This window comes from Streptomyces tateyamensis, from assembly GCF_003205575.1.
In the GTDB taxonomy this organism is placed as follows: domain Bacteria; phylum Actinomycetota; class Actinomycetes; order Streptomycetales; family Streptomycetaceae; genus Kitasatospora; species Kitasatospora tateyamensis.
On sequence record NZ_PYBW01000220.1, the window covers coordinates 314 to 14,522 of the forward strand.

The following is a 14,209-nucleotide window of genomic DNA, read 5'->3' on the forward strand; positions in this document are numbered from 1 at the left end:
CCGCCGAGCTGGCCGCGGTGATCGTGGAGCCGGTGGTGCAGGGCGCGGGCGGGATGCGGTTCCACTCCCCCGGGTACCTGCGGCTGCTGCGCGAACTGTGCGACGCGCACGAGGTGCTGCTGGTCTTCGACGAGATCGCCACCGGCTTCGGCCGCTCCGGCGCGCTCTTCGCGGCCGACCACGCCCAGGTCTCGCCGGACGTGCTCTGCCTGGGAAAGGCGCTCACCGGCGGCTACCTGACCATGGCCGCCACCCTGTGCACCGCCAAGGTGGCGGACGGGATCAGCCAGGGCGAGGTGCCGGTGCTCGCACACGGGCCGACCTTCATGGGGAATCCGCTGGCCGCCGCGGTGGCCAACGCCTCGATCGAGCTGTTGCTCGGGCAGGACTGGCTGACCGAGGTGAAGCGGATCGAGAGCGGACTGCGCGAGGGGCTGGCCGGCGCGGCCGGGCTGCCCGGCGTCGCGGACGTGCGGGTGCTGGGCGCGATCGGGGTGGTGCAGCTGGACCACCCGGTGGACGTGGCCGCCGCCACGGCGGCCGCCACCCGCGAGGGCGTGTGGCTGCGCCCGTTCCGGGACCTGATCTACACCATGCCGCCGTACGTGACCGGGGACGACGACCTGGCCGCGATCGGTCGCGCGGTGACGGCCGCGGCGGTGGCCGGATGAGCGAGCAGACGAGGCAGGAGTGTGCGGGCGCGAAGCGCTCGCGGGGCGGCGAGAAGGTGGGCGCATGAGTGAGCTGCTGTTCGTCTCCGGCACTGGGACCGAGGTCGGCAAGACCGCGGTGACGGCCGCTCTGGCGGCGCTCGCGGTGCGGGCCGGCCGGTCGGTGGCCGTGCTCAAGCCCGGGCAGACCGGCATGGCGCCGGGCGAGGCCGGGGACGCCGCCGAGGTGGCCCGGCTGGCCGGGCCTGCCGTCACGGTGCGCGAGCTGGCCCGCTACCCGGAGCCACTGGCGCCGGACCGGGCCGCACTGCGGTCCGGGCTGCCGTTCCTGACCATGGATCAGGTGGTCGACTGCGTCGGGGAACTGACGGCCAGTCATGACCTGGTGCTGGTCGAGGGGGCGGGCGGGCTGCTGGTCCGCTACGACCGCGGCGGGCTGACCCTGGCCCGGATGGCGCAGGAGCTGCGGGCCCCGGTGCTCACCGTGGTCGGCGCCGGACTGGGTACCCTCAACAGCACCGCGCTCAACGCCGAGGCGCTGCGCGCGCGGGAGCTGCGCTCGGCCGGCATCGTGATCGGCAGCTGGCCCGCCGAGCCCGACCTGGCGATGCGCTGCAACCTCGCCGACCTGCCGCTGGACGCGGGCGCTCCGCTGCTGGGCGCGCTGCCCGCCGGGGCCACCGCCGAGGCCGAGGGCTTCGCCGACCGCGCGGCGGCCGCGCTGGCGCCGGAGCTGGGCGGGCAGTGGGACGCGGAGTCGTTCACGGCTGCCTGGGCCGCGCGCTGAGGCCGGGGCCGCCGGCGCCGGCGGGGCGCCGCTACCCCGCGAGCGGCTTGACCCAGCGGCGCCACTGGTCCTCGCGCCGGTAGCCGGCCGAGCGCCAGGCCTGCCGGCCCACCTCGTTGTGCTCCAGCACCATGGCGTCGGCCCGGCGGCCGCCGAGCGCCGCGAACCGCTGCTCGGCGGCGGCCAGCAGGGCCGCGCCGATCCCCTGGCGCCGCTGGTCCGGGTCGACGGCCAGGCGGTACAGCGAGGCGCGCCACCCGTCCCAGCCGGCGATCACCGTGCCGATCACCGCGCCCGCGCGCTCGGCCACGATCAGCGCCTGCGGGTCGTGCTCCAGCAGGCGGGCCACGCCGGCCGGGTCGTCGGTGATGGAGGTGCCCTCTGCGGCGCGGGCCCAGAAGGCCAGCAGGTCCGGTATCTCCTGCGGCCGCGCCGGACGGATGATCAGGTCGCTCATGGGCCAAGTCCTACCACGGGCGTTCACCCACCCGGGTTGAGCCGCCACACTGTGGTCCGCTTGACCGAGGCGTCCTCCAGGTCGGCCACCACCGGGACCTGGTACTCCGCCAGCGCGGTGAACCGGTGGCGCGGCAGGTAGGCCCGCCCCGGGTCGCCGACCACCACCGTGGCCCCGCGCGCCTGGGCCCGCTCCAGGAAGGGCAGGAACCGGGCCGCCATCTCGCGCTCGTAGAAGACGTCCCCGGCCAGCACCACCTCGGCAGGCGCCCCGTCACCGTCCAGCAGGTCCGCGTCCAGCCCGGTCACGGCCACCCCGTTCGCCTCGGCGTTGATCCCGATCGCCGCCACCGCGTAGCTGTCGATCTCCGCCGCCAGCACCTCGCCCGCCCCGCACAGCGCGGCCGCGATACCCACCAGTCCGGAGCCCGCCGCCAGGTCCAGCACCCGACGGCCCGTCACCAGCTCCGGATGGTCCAGCACGTACCGGGCCACTCCCGTCCCGCCGGCCCAGGCGAAGGCCCAGAACGGCGGCGGCAGCCCCTCCCGGCCGCGCTCGCGCTCGGTGGTCTCCCAGAGTTCGATCGCGTCCTCGGCCATGTACAGCGAGATCTCGGGGACGAACGGGACCGGGCCCAGCCGGGTGGCGGTCCGGATGAAGGCACCGTCGGCGGCCGCGGGATTCTCCAGGTGGCTCAACATGGCCTGAGCTTAGGCCTCCGCAGCACCCCCGCCGACCACTCCCGGGGCCGCTCGCACCCGAATCACCCCCCAGTCCCGGGCCCAAGGTCAACGTTAGATACCAAAACCACTCATGAGCTGCACAGATGCTCGCGACCGGGAGTGGGCGGGGCTAGGATCCGGCTGACGCCCTGCCGCCAGTGGCACTCCCTCGTACCGGGACGGCAAGGCCCGGCCCGCGGGACCAGGGGATGCTCGCGGGCGCTGGAACACCGCGCGCCAGGGCAGTCGCGCGATTGCGGAAAGGCAGCGACTTGGCGGATCGGCTCACCGGAGGAGACTCCTCGCTGCTGCGTCGGATCAACGCCGCGGTCACGCTGCGGGCGCTGCGCGACGGCCAGGCCGTCACCCTCACCCAGCTGGTCGGCGACACCGGGCTGTCCCGGCCGACCGTCGAAGGGGTGATCGAGGGCTTGGTCGAATCGGGTCTGGTCGCCGAGGTCGAGCAGGGCCAGGACAGCGGCCGCCAGCGCGGGCGCCCGGCCCGCTGGTTCCGGTTCCGGGCCGAGGCCGGTCACATCCTGGGCGTCGAGATCGGGGTGCACGCCGTCCGGGTGGTGCTCGCCGACCTGGCCGGCCAGCAGATCGGCTCCTTCGCCCGCGACGTGGACGAGGCGCTGGACGCCGAGGAACGGGTGGGCGCGGCCCGCACCGCCGTGGCGGAACTGCTGCGCAAGGCCGGCATCTCGCGGGACAGCCTGTGGGCGGTCGGCGTCGGCAGCCCGGGCATCGTGGACAAGGACGGCTCGGTCCGGCTCGGCACCGCGCTGCCCGGCTGGACCGGCCTGGACCTGGGAGCCCGGCTGCGCCGCTCGTTCCGCTGCCCCGTGCTGATCGAGAACGACGCCAACCTGGCCGCGATCGCCGAGCACTGGCAGGGCGCGGCGGTCGGCATGGGGGACGTGGTCTTCGTGCTGGCGGGCCTGAGCCCGGGGGCCGGGTCGCTGATCAACGGGCGGCTGCACCGCGGCTTCGGCGGCGCGGCCGGCGAGATCGGCGCGCTCCACCTGCTGGGCCAGCAGGTCACTCCCGAGCGGCTGCTCTCCACCACCGGCAAGCCGCTGGACCCGCTGGACGAGGCAGCGGTGGCCCGGGTGCTGACGCTGGCTCGGGAGGGTGACCTGGTGGCCCGGGACGCCAAGGAGCGGTTCCTGCAGCGGCTGGTGCACGACGTGGCGGCGCTCGCGCTGGCGATCGACCCGCAGCTGGTGGTGGTCGGCGGCTGGGCGGCCGGGTTGGACGACGTGCTGGAGCCGCTGCGCGAGCAGCTGGCCCGGTTCTGCCTGCGGCCGCCGGAGGTGACACTCTCCACACTGGGCGAGGACGTGGTGGCCCTGGGTGCGCTGCGCCTCGCGCTCGACCAGGTCGAGGAGCAGCTCTTCGCGGTGGACCAGCCGAGCGGCTCGCGCGGCTGAGCAGGGCCGTGGCCCGGCTCCGGCCCTGGTGCACGACGAAGGCCCGCCCCGACACTCCGGGGCGGGCCTTGCTCGCCTACGATCCCTCAGGACGCGGTGCGGACCGCGCTCGGCACCGGGGTGACCTCCACCAGACCGGTCTCACCGAAGGTCAGCCGGCAGGTGTCGGCCCGGTAGGTGGCCACCGCGAGGGCGGCGAGCCGGCCGCCGGAGGCGTACTGGCTGGTGACCACCAGCACCGGGGTGCCCGGCGGGCGCTGCAGCAGCGCGGCCTGCTCGGCCTCGGCGACACCGAGCTCGACCGCGCGGGACTCGCCCTCGACGGTCAGCCGCTCGAGCCGGCGCAGCACCGCGCGGCCCTGGTCGGCCGCCTCACCGGCGGTGCCGGAGAGCCGGATCTCGGGCAGCTGGGCCAGCGCGGAGTCCGGCACGTGCAGCGACTCGGTGGCCACGGGCTGGCCCTGGTTCAGCCGGACCCGGCGCACGGTGTACACCGTCTCGCCGACCGGCACGTTCAGCGCGGCGGCCAACTGCTCGGTGGCCGGGGCGATCGAGCAGTCCACGGTCTGCCAGCTCTGCTCGCTGCCACCGGGCCAGCCCTCCTCGCGCCGGCTGACCGGGACGCCGACCCGCGGGGCCGCGACCAGGGTGCCGATGCCGCGACGGCGGACCAGGCGGCCCTCCAGCTCCAGCTGGTCGAGCGCCTGACGCAGGGTCGCCCGGGCGACGCCGAAGCGGGCGCTCAGCTCGCGCTCGTTCGGGATCACCTCGCCGGTGGCGAACTCCGAGTCGATGGCGCGCAGCAGGACCGTGCGTAGGTGCCAGTACTTCGGCTCCGGTACCGCCGTGAGCTGAGCTGTCCCCACCGTGTCCTCCGCCCTGGGCCGATGTGACGGCCCCTGTGGGAGGGCCGCCGAGTGCTGTGCGCGAGAAGTCCGGTGCCACCGCTTCCTACCGGCAGGTACTACCAGGTGAGGAGGGGGACTTTATCCGTCCTTCTTTATTAAAGGTCCTTGCAGTAAGTGACCCTAGGCTGTCTTCCGGGAGATGGTCAAGACCAATGGCGCGGCTTGACCGGACCGCGACATCCGGCAATCCGGCGTCATCCGCGGCCCCGCTCCGCCGCCTCTCCCCCTGCACGCCGCTGACCAGCGCGGCAGCCCGGGGGTGTCGGACCCGGCCGGTAGGCTCCCGGGGTGACTTACGTGGTAACGACAGTGAATGTGAACGGGATTCGGGCCGCCGCGAAGAAGGGCTTCGTGCAGTGGCTGGCGACCACCGAGGCGGATGTCCTCTGCCTCCAGGAGGTTCGCGCCGAGACTGCCCAACTCCCCAAAGAGATTGCCGAGTTGACCGGCTGGCATGCCTACTGGGCACCGGCCGCCGCCAAGGGCCGGGCCGGCGTGGCCGTCCTGGCGCGCACCGAGCCGAGCCGCCACCAGATCGGATTCGGCTCGGACGAATTCGACAATTCGGGCAGATATCTAGAAATCGACCTGCCCGGCCTTACCGTGGCCAGCCTCTACCTCCCCTCCGGCGAAGTCGGCACCGACCGCCAGGACGAGAAGGAGCGCTTCATGGCCGAGTTCCTCACCCACCTCACCGAGCTGCACACCCGCGCGGCGGCAGCCGGCCGCGAGGTGGTGGTCTGCGGCGACTGGAACATCGCCCACCAGGAGGCCGACCTCAAGAACTGGAAGGCCAACCAGAAGGCCGCCGGCTTCCTCCCCGAGGAACGCGCCTGGCTGACCCGCGTCCTCACCGAAGCCGGCTACACCGACATCGTCCGCCGCCACCACCCCGACCAGGCGGGCCCCTACACCTGGTGGTCCTACCGCGGCCGCGCCTTCGACAACGACTCGGGCTGGCGGATCGACATGCAGTTCACCACGCCTGGGCTGGCCGAGCGCGCCCTGTGGAGCAAGGTCGAGCGGGCGGCCAGGCACGGGGAGCGGTGGTCCGACCACGCACCCGTCACTGTCGCGTACGACCTCTGATCCCACGGGCGGGCGGTGGGCGGCGCTCGCCGGCGCCGCGCACCGCCCGCCGGACTGAGCAACCGTCAGGACCTGTGGTTCTGATCCGCTCGGCCGGGGACGGCCTCGGGCAGATCCCGTTCGTACCCGGCCAGTGCCAGCCCGAGTCCGAAGAAGGTGGGTGCCCACTCGCCCACGAAGATGCCCCATCGGTCGGCGCGCTCCACACCGGCCTGTTCGGCCTTCATGGACGCGACCCAGCTCAGCAAGGACAGTCCGATGGACCCGAACGCCGCCGCGTAGGCGTGTTCGCTGGTGATTCCGGCTTCGTGGAGCCGACGCACGATGTTCATGGCTACCCTCCGGGGGCTGCGGTCTCGATCGTTGCTGTCACTCCACTGTCGAGGCAGCCGCCTTGGCCGCGTCAGTCGCAGCGTTGGTGCATCGCCCCGCGCGGCGAGCGTGGGACTGACAGGGCAGTTCCCGGTGCTGGCCGGCCTCGCCCGGGCCTGACGATTTCGGGCCGATCCAATCCGATTCGGCGCCCGTCCTCGAATCATCCCTGACCGTACGGCGGCACGGGAGGAAGCGCGATGACCCGCCACAGCACACCGGCAGCGGCGGCCCCACCGGCCGAGGCCCACCCGGCTGCCTGCGGGGTGGATCGCGCCGCGCACCAGCCGTACCGAGCGAACCGGAAGGGTGGTGTGCCCGATGTCCTCGCGCGCGCCTGAGGTGGTCATCGTCGGGGCGGGCCTGGCCGGGCTCGCCTGCGCACTCGATCTGACGGCGGCCGGGCGGGCCGTCCTGCTGGTGGAGGCCGAGGAGGAGGCCGGTGGCCGGATGCGGACCGACGTGGTGCGGGGCTTCCGGCTCGACCGCGGCTTCCAGGTGTTCAACACCGCCTACCCGCAGGTCAAACGGCGGCTTGAGCTGAAGTCGCTGCGCCTGCGGCCGTTCACGTCCGGCTTCGTGCTCGCGGGCGCCGACGGCTCCCGCTACTTGGTGGACCCGACCCGCCATCCTGGCCGAGCCGGTGACCTGCTGCCCGGGCGGGTGCTGTCCGTGCGCGATCTGGTGGCGCTGGGCCTGCTCGGTGCCCGCGACGCCGCCCTGCCCGCCGCGGTGCTCAAACGGGCGCCCGAGGCGAGTGCCGCCCGGGCACTGCGCCGCGCGGGCGTGTCACAGCGCGCCGTCGACGAGGTGCTCGCCCCGTTCCTGGCCGGGGTGTTCCTGGAAGACCGGCTGGAGACCTCCAGCCGGATGCTCCATCTGGTGCTGCGCAGCATGGTGCGCGGCACCCTCTGCCTGCCGCAGGACGGGATCGGTGCGGTACCCGGGCAGTTGGCGGCGCTGCTGCCCAGGCAGGCGCTGCGGTTCGGGGTGAGGGTGGATCGGCTGACGGCGCAGGGGGCGGTCCTGGCGGACGGTACCGAACTGCGGGCCCGGGCCGTCGTGGTGGCGACCGGAGCCGCGCAGGCCGCCCGGCTGCTGCCGGGCCTGGAGGTGCCGGCAGCGCGGGGGGTGACCACCTTCTACCACGCGGCGCCGGTCAGCCCGTTGCGGGAGCCGACGCTGGTCGTCGACGCCGGCCGGCAGGTGCTGAACACCGTGGTGCTCTCCGAGGTCGTGCCCGGTTTCTCACCGGACCGGCGGGCGCTGGTGTCCACCTCGGTCCTGGGGACCGACGCCGACGAGGTCCGGGTCCGGCGGCGGGTGGGCGAGCTGTACGGCGTGGACACCGCGCAGTGGGAGCCGCTGGCCGAGTACCGCATCGCCGAGGCGCTGCCGGCCGCGCCCGCCCCGCTGGCGCTCAGTCGCGGCACGCGGCTCTCGCCGGGCCGCTACGTGTGCGGGGATCACCGGGCCACGGCATCGGTGCAGGGGGCGTTGGCGTCAGGGGCCCGGGCGGCACGGGAGGTGGCGGCGGACCTGGCCGCGTCACGGTGGTGACGGACCCTCATGGTGGCGGCGGACTCGGCCGCTTCACGGTGGTGACGGACATTCAGGGTGGTGACTGGCCGCGGTCGGCCTCGGCGGCCAGCACCTCGGCCAGGCCGGTCAGCCGGCGCAGGCCGGCCGCGGCCTGCGCGGTGCGGTGGTTGGCGGCGAGCATCGCGTGGTGGCGGTGCACGAAGGCCCAGTAGCCGGTGGTGAAGGGGCAGGCCCGCTCGCCCAGGCGCTCGGTGGGCCGGTAGCGGCAGGATCCGCAGTGGTCGCTCATCCGGTTCAGGTAGGCGCCGCCAGCCGCGTAGGGCTTGGTGGTGACGAGCCCGCCGTCCGCGTACTGGGACATGCCGAGGACGTTGGCGGCCATCACCCAGTCGTAGCCGTCGACGAAGCTGCGGTGGAACCAGTCGGTGAGTTCGCGCGGGTCCCAGCCGTGCTGCAGGGCCCAGTTGCCGAGGACCATCAGTCGCGGGATGTGGTGGACCCAGCCGTGGTCGCGCACCTCGGCGAGCACGCCGGCCAGGCAGCGGGCGGTGACCGCGTCGGCGTCGAGGTCGCGGAACCAGGCCGGCAGCGGTTCGTGGTGGCCGAGGCGGTTCACGTCGCGGTAGTCCTCCCCGAGGTGCCAGTACAGCTGCCAGACGTACTCGCGCCAGCCGGCGACCTGGCGCACGAAGCCTTCGGCGCTGTTCAGCGGCACCCGGCCGGCCAGGTAGGCGTTCTCGGCGGCGCGCACGCACTCGCCCGGGTCGAGCAGGCCCAGGTTGAGCGGGACGGAGAGCGCGCTGTGGGCCATCCAGGGGTCAGCGTGCAGCATCGCGTCCTCGTAGCGGCCGAAGTCGGCGAGCCGGTGGGTGACGAAGTGCGCGAGCGCCCGCTCAGCCTCCGGGCGGGTCGCGGCGAAGCGGCGCGGGCCGTCCCGGCCCGTGAAGGCGACCTCGCCGGTGCGCTCCCAGCGGTCCAGGTCGGCCCGGACCTGCTCGTCGATCTCGTCCTCCACCGGCTCGAACGGGGGCGGGAGCGGCAGCGCGGCGGCCCCGGAGGGCGGTCGGTCGCGGTTGTCCCGGTCGAGGTTCCAGCGGCCGCCGACCGGGGTGCCGTCCGCTTCGAGCAGGAGGTGCTCGGCGCGGCGCACCCGGTGGTAGAAGTCCTCCAGCAGCAGGCGGCGGCTGCCTGGCGCGCCCGCCCAGCGGCGGAAGTCGGCGAACGGGACGAGGAAGCCGCGCGGGGGAAGCACGGTGACCTGGGGAAGGCTCTGGACCAGCGCGAGAGCCTTCCGCGAGGTCGGGTGGCAGACCGTGACCCGTCGGCGCCCCGCCGCCCTGGCCAGGCCCTCGCGGTAGGTGTCGGCCTGCACGTAGCGGGCCCGGTCGCCGAGGTCGGCGGCGGCGTGCCGCATGGCCGACAGCACCAGGTGGGCCTTGGCCCGGTGGAACCGCCGGCGGCGCAGCACCGAGCGGGCCTCGATCATGACCACCGGCGCCTCGGGGTCCGGCCCGCCCTCCCCCGGGCTCAGGAAGTGCGGCCCGAGCTGGTCGCCGAAGACCCAGTGCGGCTGCGGACCGCTCACGCCGGCCCCCCGGGAAGGCCCGCCGGCCGGGTTCCCCCGGCCAGAGCCGGAGCACCGTCGCGCTCGGCGGCGCGGGGGTGGCGGTGGCTCCAGTAGGGGTTGTCCAGCGGCAGCTTGCCGCTCACCCGCCCGTACATGCCGAACGTGGCGATCACCAGCCCCATGACGAAGCTGAAGAGCACGTTCTGGATGCGGAAGGCCAGGATGTTGGCGGTCGAATCCAGCAGCGCGAGGTTGACGAAGCCGCTGAGGACGAACAGCGCGCCCACCGTGATGTTGACCGTGGAGGCGACGTTCCCGCCGACCAGCGCGCCCCCGACGAGTACCAGGGCCGTGACCACCGACACGAGGCTGAGCAGGCCGTTGCTGGAGAGACCGGCGATCCGCTCCCCGTGGGTGCTGAAGAACGACAGCCCGTGCGCGAGGCCGAGGCAGCCGAACACCAGCAGCGCCGCACCGCACAGGCCGGCTCCGGCCCGGTAGATCCGGGAAAGTCGGTGGTCGACGGGCAGTACGTCGTGCAGCTTCATGGTCCGCTCCGTTTCTCGCAGATCGGGGCCGCCACGCAGGCGCGGCTCCACCTGAACCCTCGACCGCGACCACCGGCGGGGACAGTTGCAGCGCTGCTGCACCGTTCGTCGCCAAACGGTGCACAAACGGTACGGCTGGGGTCCGGAGGCGAATCGCTGCACCTTGGATGCGTGACTGCGTGACTGCGCGACCGAGGACCGACGGCGTTCCCGGTGCCCCCGGGGGAAGGGCACCTGGGGCACCGATTTCGGAGAACGATCCCGTACCACTCCGTGAACTTCCCACCTGCGGGAGGACGTCATGACCGTAGACCACCGGATTCCCACCGACGGGCGCCCCGCGCCCGCAAGCCCTCCCACCCAGACGCCCGAATGCGAGTCCTCGACCTGCTCGGGCATCTCGACTCCGGAGTCCGTCGAGCTCCGCACGGCCTGGCCCGGCTGGATCCCCCTGCTGGTGATCGCCGTCATGGCGCTGTCCCTCGTGGGGTTCGCCGTCGGGAGGATCGCGGGGTGGTGACCCCTCACCGCTCCTCGCAAGGCGATCGGAGGGCCGGCACTCGTCGACGTGCAGGTTGCCGTGATCGGGGCAGACGCGGGCCATGGTGAAAATCGGATACACGATGATGACCGAGCAGCGTGGCCCGCGCGATCTGGTCGAGGACGTGGTGCACGCGGAGCGGGCGGGATTCGACTTCTCGGTGATCTCCGACCACTTCTTCCCCTGGCTCGACGAGCAGGGCCACGCCCCGTACGCCTGGGCCGTGCTCGGCGCCGCCGCGCAGGCCACTTCCCGCATCCCGCTCATGACCTACGTGACCTGCCCGACCTTCCGCTACCACCCCGTGGTGGTGGCGCAGAAGGCCGCCACGGTGCAGTTGCTCTCCGAGGGCCGCTTCCGGCTCGGGCTGGGCAGCGGTGAGAACCTCAACGAACACGTGGTCGGCCGCGGCTGGCCCGCGGTGGCGGTGCGCCAGGCGATGCTCGACGAGGCCGTGCAGATCATCCGGGCACTGTTCGAGGGCGGGTACGTCACCCGCAGGGGCCGTTACTTCGACGTCGAGGGTGCGCGGCTCTGGGACCTCCCGGACCAGCCGCCGCCCATCGGGGTGGCGGTCTCGGGGCCGCAGTCCTGCGCACTGGCGGGGCGGCTGGCCGACCTGGTGATCGCCGTCGAGCCCGACCCGGCGCTGGTCGCGGGCTTCTCGCAGCAGGGCGGGGCCGGGAAACCGGCGGTGGGGCAGCTCCCGATCTGCTGGGACCCCGACCGCGACGCCGCGGTGCGCCGGGCCCACGAGCAGTTCCGCTGGTTCGGCGGCGGCTGGAAGGTCAACGCCGACCTGCCCGGCACGGCGGGTTTTGCCGGCGCGAGCCGTTTCGTCCGGCCCGAGGATGTCGCCGAGGCCATCCCGTGCGGTGACCGGGTCGAGGACTTCGTCGAAGCGGTCCGCCCGTTCGCCGACGCGGGGTTCGACGAGGTCGCCCTCGTCCAGGTCGGCGGCGACTCCCAGCCGGCCTTCCTCGACTGGGCCGACAAGACCCTGCTCCCGGCGCTGCGAGCCGCGTTGTGACCCTCAGGGCAGCGGCGTGCCGCCGGTGGCGTTGACGATCTCGCCGGTGATGTACGAGGCCTCGGGCGAGGCGAGGAAGACGTAGGCGGGTGCCATCTCGGCGGGCTGGGCAGGGCGGCCGAGCGGGGACTGCTCGCCGAAGTGCGCCACCTTCTCCTCGTCCATGGTCGCGGGGATCAGCGGTGTCCACACCGGCCCGGGAGCCACGGCGTTGACCCGGATCCCCTGCGGCGCCAGCTGCTGGGCCAGGCCCTGGGTGAAGGCGACGATCGCCGCCTTCGTCATCGCGTAGTCCAGCAGATGCGGGCTGGGCTTGTACGCCTGCACGGAGGCGGTGTTGACGATCGACGCCCCTGCGCGCAGATGGGGCAGGACCGCCTTGGTGAGCCAGAACATGCCGTACAGGTTGGTGCGCATGACCCGGTCGAACTGGCCGGTGCTGATCGCGGTGAGCCCGTCGGGCTGGGACATCTGGTAGGCGGCGTTGTTGACGAGGATGTCCAGACCGCCGAGGCGGGTGAGGCACTGCTGGGGCAGGCCGGTGCAGAACTCCTCGTCGCGCAGGTCCCCCGCGACGAGCAGCGCGCGCCGGCCGGCCTGTTCGATCAGAGCGCCGGTGATCTCGGCGTCCGCCTGCTCCTGCGGGAGGTGGCAGATCGCGACATCGGCGCCCTCGCGGGCGAACGCGAGGGCGACGGCTCGCCCGATCCCGGAGTCGCCCCCGGTGATCAGCGCGACTCTGCCCGTCAGGCGCCCCGAGCCGCGGTAGGAGGTCTCGCCGTGGTCCGGCTGGGGCTGCATCTGCTCCCCGCTGCCGGGGTGCGGCTGGCTCTGTTCGGGCAGCGGCGGGCGCGGGTACTGCTGCACCGGGTTCCGCTGGGCGTCCTGGTCTGCGCTCGTCACCACGTCGTCCTCCTAGTCGGCAGACGCGTGCCACTGACGTGGCTCGGCGGTGCCCGCCACACCTGCCGAGTCTGCCCGCCCCGGCACGGCCTCGGCGGACGCACCGCGGGTGCGGGCACTTCGCTCACCCGGTTGGTGGAAAGTACGGGCCCCACCAGGCGCGGCGTCGGACCGCTGTCCGGCCGGTCACGCCGCCTGGGCGCCCTCCACGGACAACCGCGCCACCAGCTCGCTCCGGTGCAGGGCCGCGACCGGTTCTAGCAGATCGGGGTGGCGCAGCAGGGCGGCGGCCTGGACGTCATGGGTGCCGGGGTCGAGGAGGCGGCGCAGGGCGCCGGGGCCGCCGTGGTGCTCGGTGGCGGCCAGCGCCCGCTGGGCGTGCCCGGCCAGGACAGGATCGGCGAGCAGGCAGGCGGCCCAGCTGACCACGGTCTCGTCCACCCAGGTGCGCCAGGCCGCGTCGTCGGGGCGGGTGTCGTTACCGGTGAGCCAGTCGAGCCGGTCTGCGCCGCCGGGGCCGAGCAGGTCCAGGAGTTGGACGTCCATGGCGGTGGGGTAGCGCAGGGCGGCGGCGAGGGCGGTGGCCTGCCGGGCCTGGCTCTCGGCCGAGGCGCGGCTGAAGGCGCCGGCCGGTGCCGGGTAGGCGTTCAGCAGCCAGCGGGTGGAGGCGGCTATGACGGGCGTCAGGTCGGGCACGGCGATCGGTCCCTCGGGAAGGTGCTCGCCTTCGTCCGGTGTCAGGAGTCCGGTGTGCGAGCCTCAGGTGCGGAGCCGCGCTGCCCCGCTCGTGGCCGACCAGTGTAGGCAGCCGCCCGCCGTCTGTGGCATGACCCGCGTCACGATGACCCGCATCCCGACTGCCCGCACCGGCAGCCGGGGCCGGTCCGGCCGCGAACGGGCCGGCCCCGGGCTTCGAGTCGCCTACCGCCTGCGCGGTGGGGTCAGGACTTGCCGCGACCGGTGACGAAGTCCCGGGCCCGGTCGACCAGGCCGACGCCGGGGGCGAGCAGCTTGCTGGCCGTCGGGGAGTCGGGCGCGGCGGGGTGCGGGCGGGTCGGGGCCATGGCCTTGGCCCGGCGGATCTTGTCCCCGAGGTCGTCGAGCTGCTCGGGGGTACAGGCCCCTCGCAGCATCGGGAACAAGTTGCTCTCCTCGTCCTGGACGTGGGCGGCGACCTCGTCCATCAGCCGCTGCAGCATCATGCTCATCTGCGCGTCGCCGGTGTCCATCTGCTCCAGCGCCTTGAGGATCTCCTCGACCCGGGCGTGGTCGGCGATCTCCTTGTCCGCGAGCCGGTCGCCGCCCTGGACGTGCTCGCGCACCGCCGGGTAGAGGTGCTGCTCCTCGGCCACCGAATGGCGCACCAACTCGATGGTGATCTCGTCGACCGCGTCGCGCAGCTGCTTGCCGCCGCCGGTCATGGCCTGGATCCGCGCGAACATCTCCTCCACCTCGCGGTGGTCCGCCATCAGTTCGTCGATCACGTTTCCGCCGTGGCCCATTCTCGCCTCCACATCTGTGCGGGCGGGTCTGTCCCATCCCAGCCGAAAGGGGTTCCCGCAGACCGGTCCGGTGTCCGGCGCCGGAGTGCTTTGCCACTCGATCGGGTTACGGCCGGCCCCGGCACACCGCGAGGCAC

Annotated in this window: 16 protein-coding genes; 7 read left to right on the plus strand and 9 right to left on the minus strand. The window is 73.6% G+C overall.

Annotated elements, in window-relative coordinates:
• Positions 1-671, plus strand: a 671-nt coding sequence (locus tag C7C46_RS32770; protein WP_245985305.1) for an aminotransferase class III-fold pyridoxal phosphate-dependent enzyme, incomplete at its 5' end; no start/stop codon positions are given.
• A 64-nt stretch (positions 672-735) separates the two neighbouring features.
• Complete coding sequence (bioD, locus tag C7C46_RS32775; RefSeq protein WP_110673553.1) at positions 736-1,458, plus strand: dethiobiotin synthase; 723 nt, start codon at positions 736-738, stop codon at positions 1,456-1,458.
• Between the two features lie 31 nt (positions 1,459-1,489).
• Here the strand turns inward: bioD and C7C46_RS32780 are convergent, their stop codons facing one another.
• Both C7C46_RS32780 and C7C46_RS32785 read right to left on the minus strand, forming a co-directional pair.
• A complete protein-coding gene (locus tag C7C46_RS32780) occupies positions 1,490-1,915 on the minus strand; it encodes a GNAT family N-acetyltransferase (protein ID WP_110673554.1) in 426 nt (141 codons plus the stop codon).
• A 23-nt stretch (positions 1,916-1,938) separates the two neighbouring features.
• Positions 1,939-2,616, minus strand: a complete 678-nt coding sequence (locus C7C46_RS32785) for a class I SAM-dependent methyltransferase (protein ID WP_110673555.1) — start codon at positions 2,614-2,616, stop codon at positions 1,939-1,941.
• Positions 2,617-2,909: 293 nt separating this feature from the next.
• Here C7C46_RS32785 and C7C46_RS32790 point away from each other — a divergent pair, with 293 nt between their 5' ends.
• On the plus strand, positions 2,910-4,070 hold the full coding sequence (locus tag C7C46_RS32790; RefSeq protein WP_245985306.1) for an ROK family protein: 1,161 nt from the start codon (positions 2,910-2,912) through the stop codon (positions 4,068-4,070).
• Between the two features lie 86 nt (positions 4,071-4,156).
• Here the strand turns inward: C7C46_RS32790 and C7C46_RS32795 are convergent, their stop codons facing one another.
• Complete coding sequence (locus tag C7C46_RS32795) at positions 4,157-4,936, minus strand: GntR family transcriptional regulator (RefSeq protein ID WP_110673557.1); 780 nt, start codon at positions 4,934-4,936, stop codon at positions 4,157-4,159.
• A gap of 330 nt (positions 4,937-5,266) precedes the next feature.
• Between C7C46_RS32795 and C7C46_RS32800 the strand changes: the two genes are divergently transcribed.
• Complete coding sequence (locus C7C46_RS32800; protein WP_110673558.1) at positions 5,267-6,067, plus strand: exodeoxyribonuclease III; 801 nt, start codon at positions 5,267-5,269, stop codon at positions 6,065-6,067.
• Positions 6,068-6,132: 65 nt separating this feature from the next.
• Here C7C46_RS32800 and C7C46_RS32805 read toward each other — a convergent pair whose 3' ends face one another.
• The gene (locus C7C46_RS32805; RefSeq protein WP_110673559.1) at positions 6,133-6,399 is read right to left on the minus strand and encodes a hypothetical protein; all 267 of its coding nucleotides are present in this window, start codon (positions 6,397-6,399) and stop codon (positions 6,133-6,135) included.
• Positions 6,400-6,760: 361 nt separating this feature from the next.
• Between C7C46_RS32805 and C7C46_RS32810 the strand changes: the two genes are divergently transcribed.
• On the plus strand, positions 6,761-7,999 hold the full coding sequence (locus C7C46_RS32810; RefSeq protein ID WP_110673560.1) for an NAD(P)/FAD-dependent oxidoreductase: 1,239 nt from the start codon (positions 6,761-6,763) through the stop codon (positions 7,997-7,999).
• A 52-nt stretch (positions 8,000-8,051) separates the two neighbouring features.
• Here the strand turns inward: C7C46_RS32810 and C7C46_RS32815 are convergent, their stop codons facing one another.
• Entirely contained in the window at positions 8,052-9,566 is a 1,515-nt protein-coding gene (locus tag C7C46_RS32815; RefSeq protein ID WP_110673561.1) for a cryptochrome/photolyase family protein, read from the minus strand.
• Positions 9,563-10,096, minus strand: coding sequence for a DUF4383 domain-containing protein (locus C7C46_RS32820; protein WP_110673562.1), 534 nt, complete (start codon positions 10,094-10,096; stop codon positions 9,563-9,565). The genes C7C46_RS32815 and C7C46_RS32820 overlap by 4 nt, the downstream gene beginning before the upstream one ends.
• A 301-nt stretch (positions 10,097-10,397) precedes the next feature.
• Here C7C46_RS32820 and C7C46_RS32825 point away from each other — a divergent pair, with 301 nt between their 5' ends.
• A complete protein-coding gene (locus tag C7C46_RS32825; RefSeq protein WP_110673563.1) occupies positions 10,398-10,616 on the plus strand; it encodes a hypothetical protein in 219 nt (72 codons plus the stop codon).
• A gap of 82 nt (positions 10,617-10,698) precedes the next feature.
• Positions 10,699-11,667 (plus strand): LLM class F420-dependent oxidoreductase, encoded by a 969-nt coding sequence (locus C7C46_RS32830; protein WP_110673564.1) that lies wholly within the window; start codon positions 10,699-10,701, stop codon positions 11,665-11,667.
• Between the two features lie 3 nt (positions 11,668-11,670).
• Here the strand turns inward: C7C46_RS32830 and C7C46_RS32835 are convergent, their stop codons facing one another.
• The 3 genes from C7C46_RS32835 to C7C46_RS32845 form a co-directional block, all read right to left on the minus strand.
• Positions 11,671-12,570, minus strand: a complete 900-nt coding sequence (locus C7C46_RS32835) for an SDR family oxidoreductase (RefSeq protein WP_281278606.1) — start codon at positions 12,568-12,570, stop codon at positions 11,671-11,673.
• A 186-nt stretch (positions 12,571-12,756) separates the two neighbouring features.
• Complete coding sequence (locus C7C46_RS32840) at positions 12,757-13,266, minus strand: hypothetical protein (RefSeq protein ID WP_110673565.1); 510 nt, start codon at positions 13,264-13,266, stop codon at positions 12,757-12,759.
• Between the two features lie 245 nt (positions 13,267-13,511).
• Complete coding sequence (locus tag C7C46_RS32845) at positions 13,512-14,072, minus strand: hemerythrin domain-containing protein (RefSeq protein WP_110673566.1); 561 nt, start codon at positions 14,070-14,072, stop codon at positions 13,512-13,514.
• Positions 14,073-14,209: the final 137 nt, after the last annotated feature.

Excerpts from the sequence above, each read along its gene's own strand:
- C7C46_RS32805 (WP_110673559.1), bottom strand. The coding sequence starts at position 6,399 with ATGAACATCGTGCGTCGGCTCCACGAAGCCGGAATCACCAGCGAACAC.
- C7C46_RS32830 (WP_110673564.1), top strand. The coding sequence starts at position 10,699 with ATGGTGAAAATCGGATACACGATGATGACCGAGCAGCGTGGCCCGCGC.
- C7C46_RS32780 (WP_110673554.1), bottom strand. The coding sequence starts at position 1,915 with ATGAGCGACCTGATCATCCGTCCGGCGCGGCCGCAGGAGATACCGGAC.
- bioD (WP_110673553.1), top strand. The coding sequence starts at position 736 with ATGAGTGAGCTGCTGTTCGTCTCCGGCACTGGGACCGAGGTCGGCAAG.
- C7C46_RS32845 (WP_110673566.1), bottom strand. The coding sequence starts at position 14,072 with ATGGGCCACGGCGGAAACGTGATCGACGAACTGATGGCGGACCACCGC.
- C7C46_RS32820 (WP_110673562.1), bottom strand. The coding sequence starts at position 10,096 with ATGAAGCTGCACGACGTACTGCCCGTCGACCACCGACTTTCCCGGATC.
- C7C46_RS32810 (WP_110673560.1), top strand. The coding sequence starts at position 6,761 with ATGTCCTCGCGCGCGCCTGAGGTGGTCATCGTCGGGGCGGGCCTGGCC.
- C7C46_RS32825 (WP_110673563.1), top strand. The coding sequence starts at position 10,398 with ATGACCGTAGACCACCGGATTCCCACCGACGGGCGCCCCGCGCCCGCA.
- C7C46_RS32785 (WP_110673555.1), bottom strand. The coding sequence starts at position 2,616 with ATGTTGAGCCACCTGGAGAATCCCGCGGCCGCCGACGGTGCCTTCATC.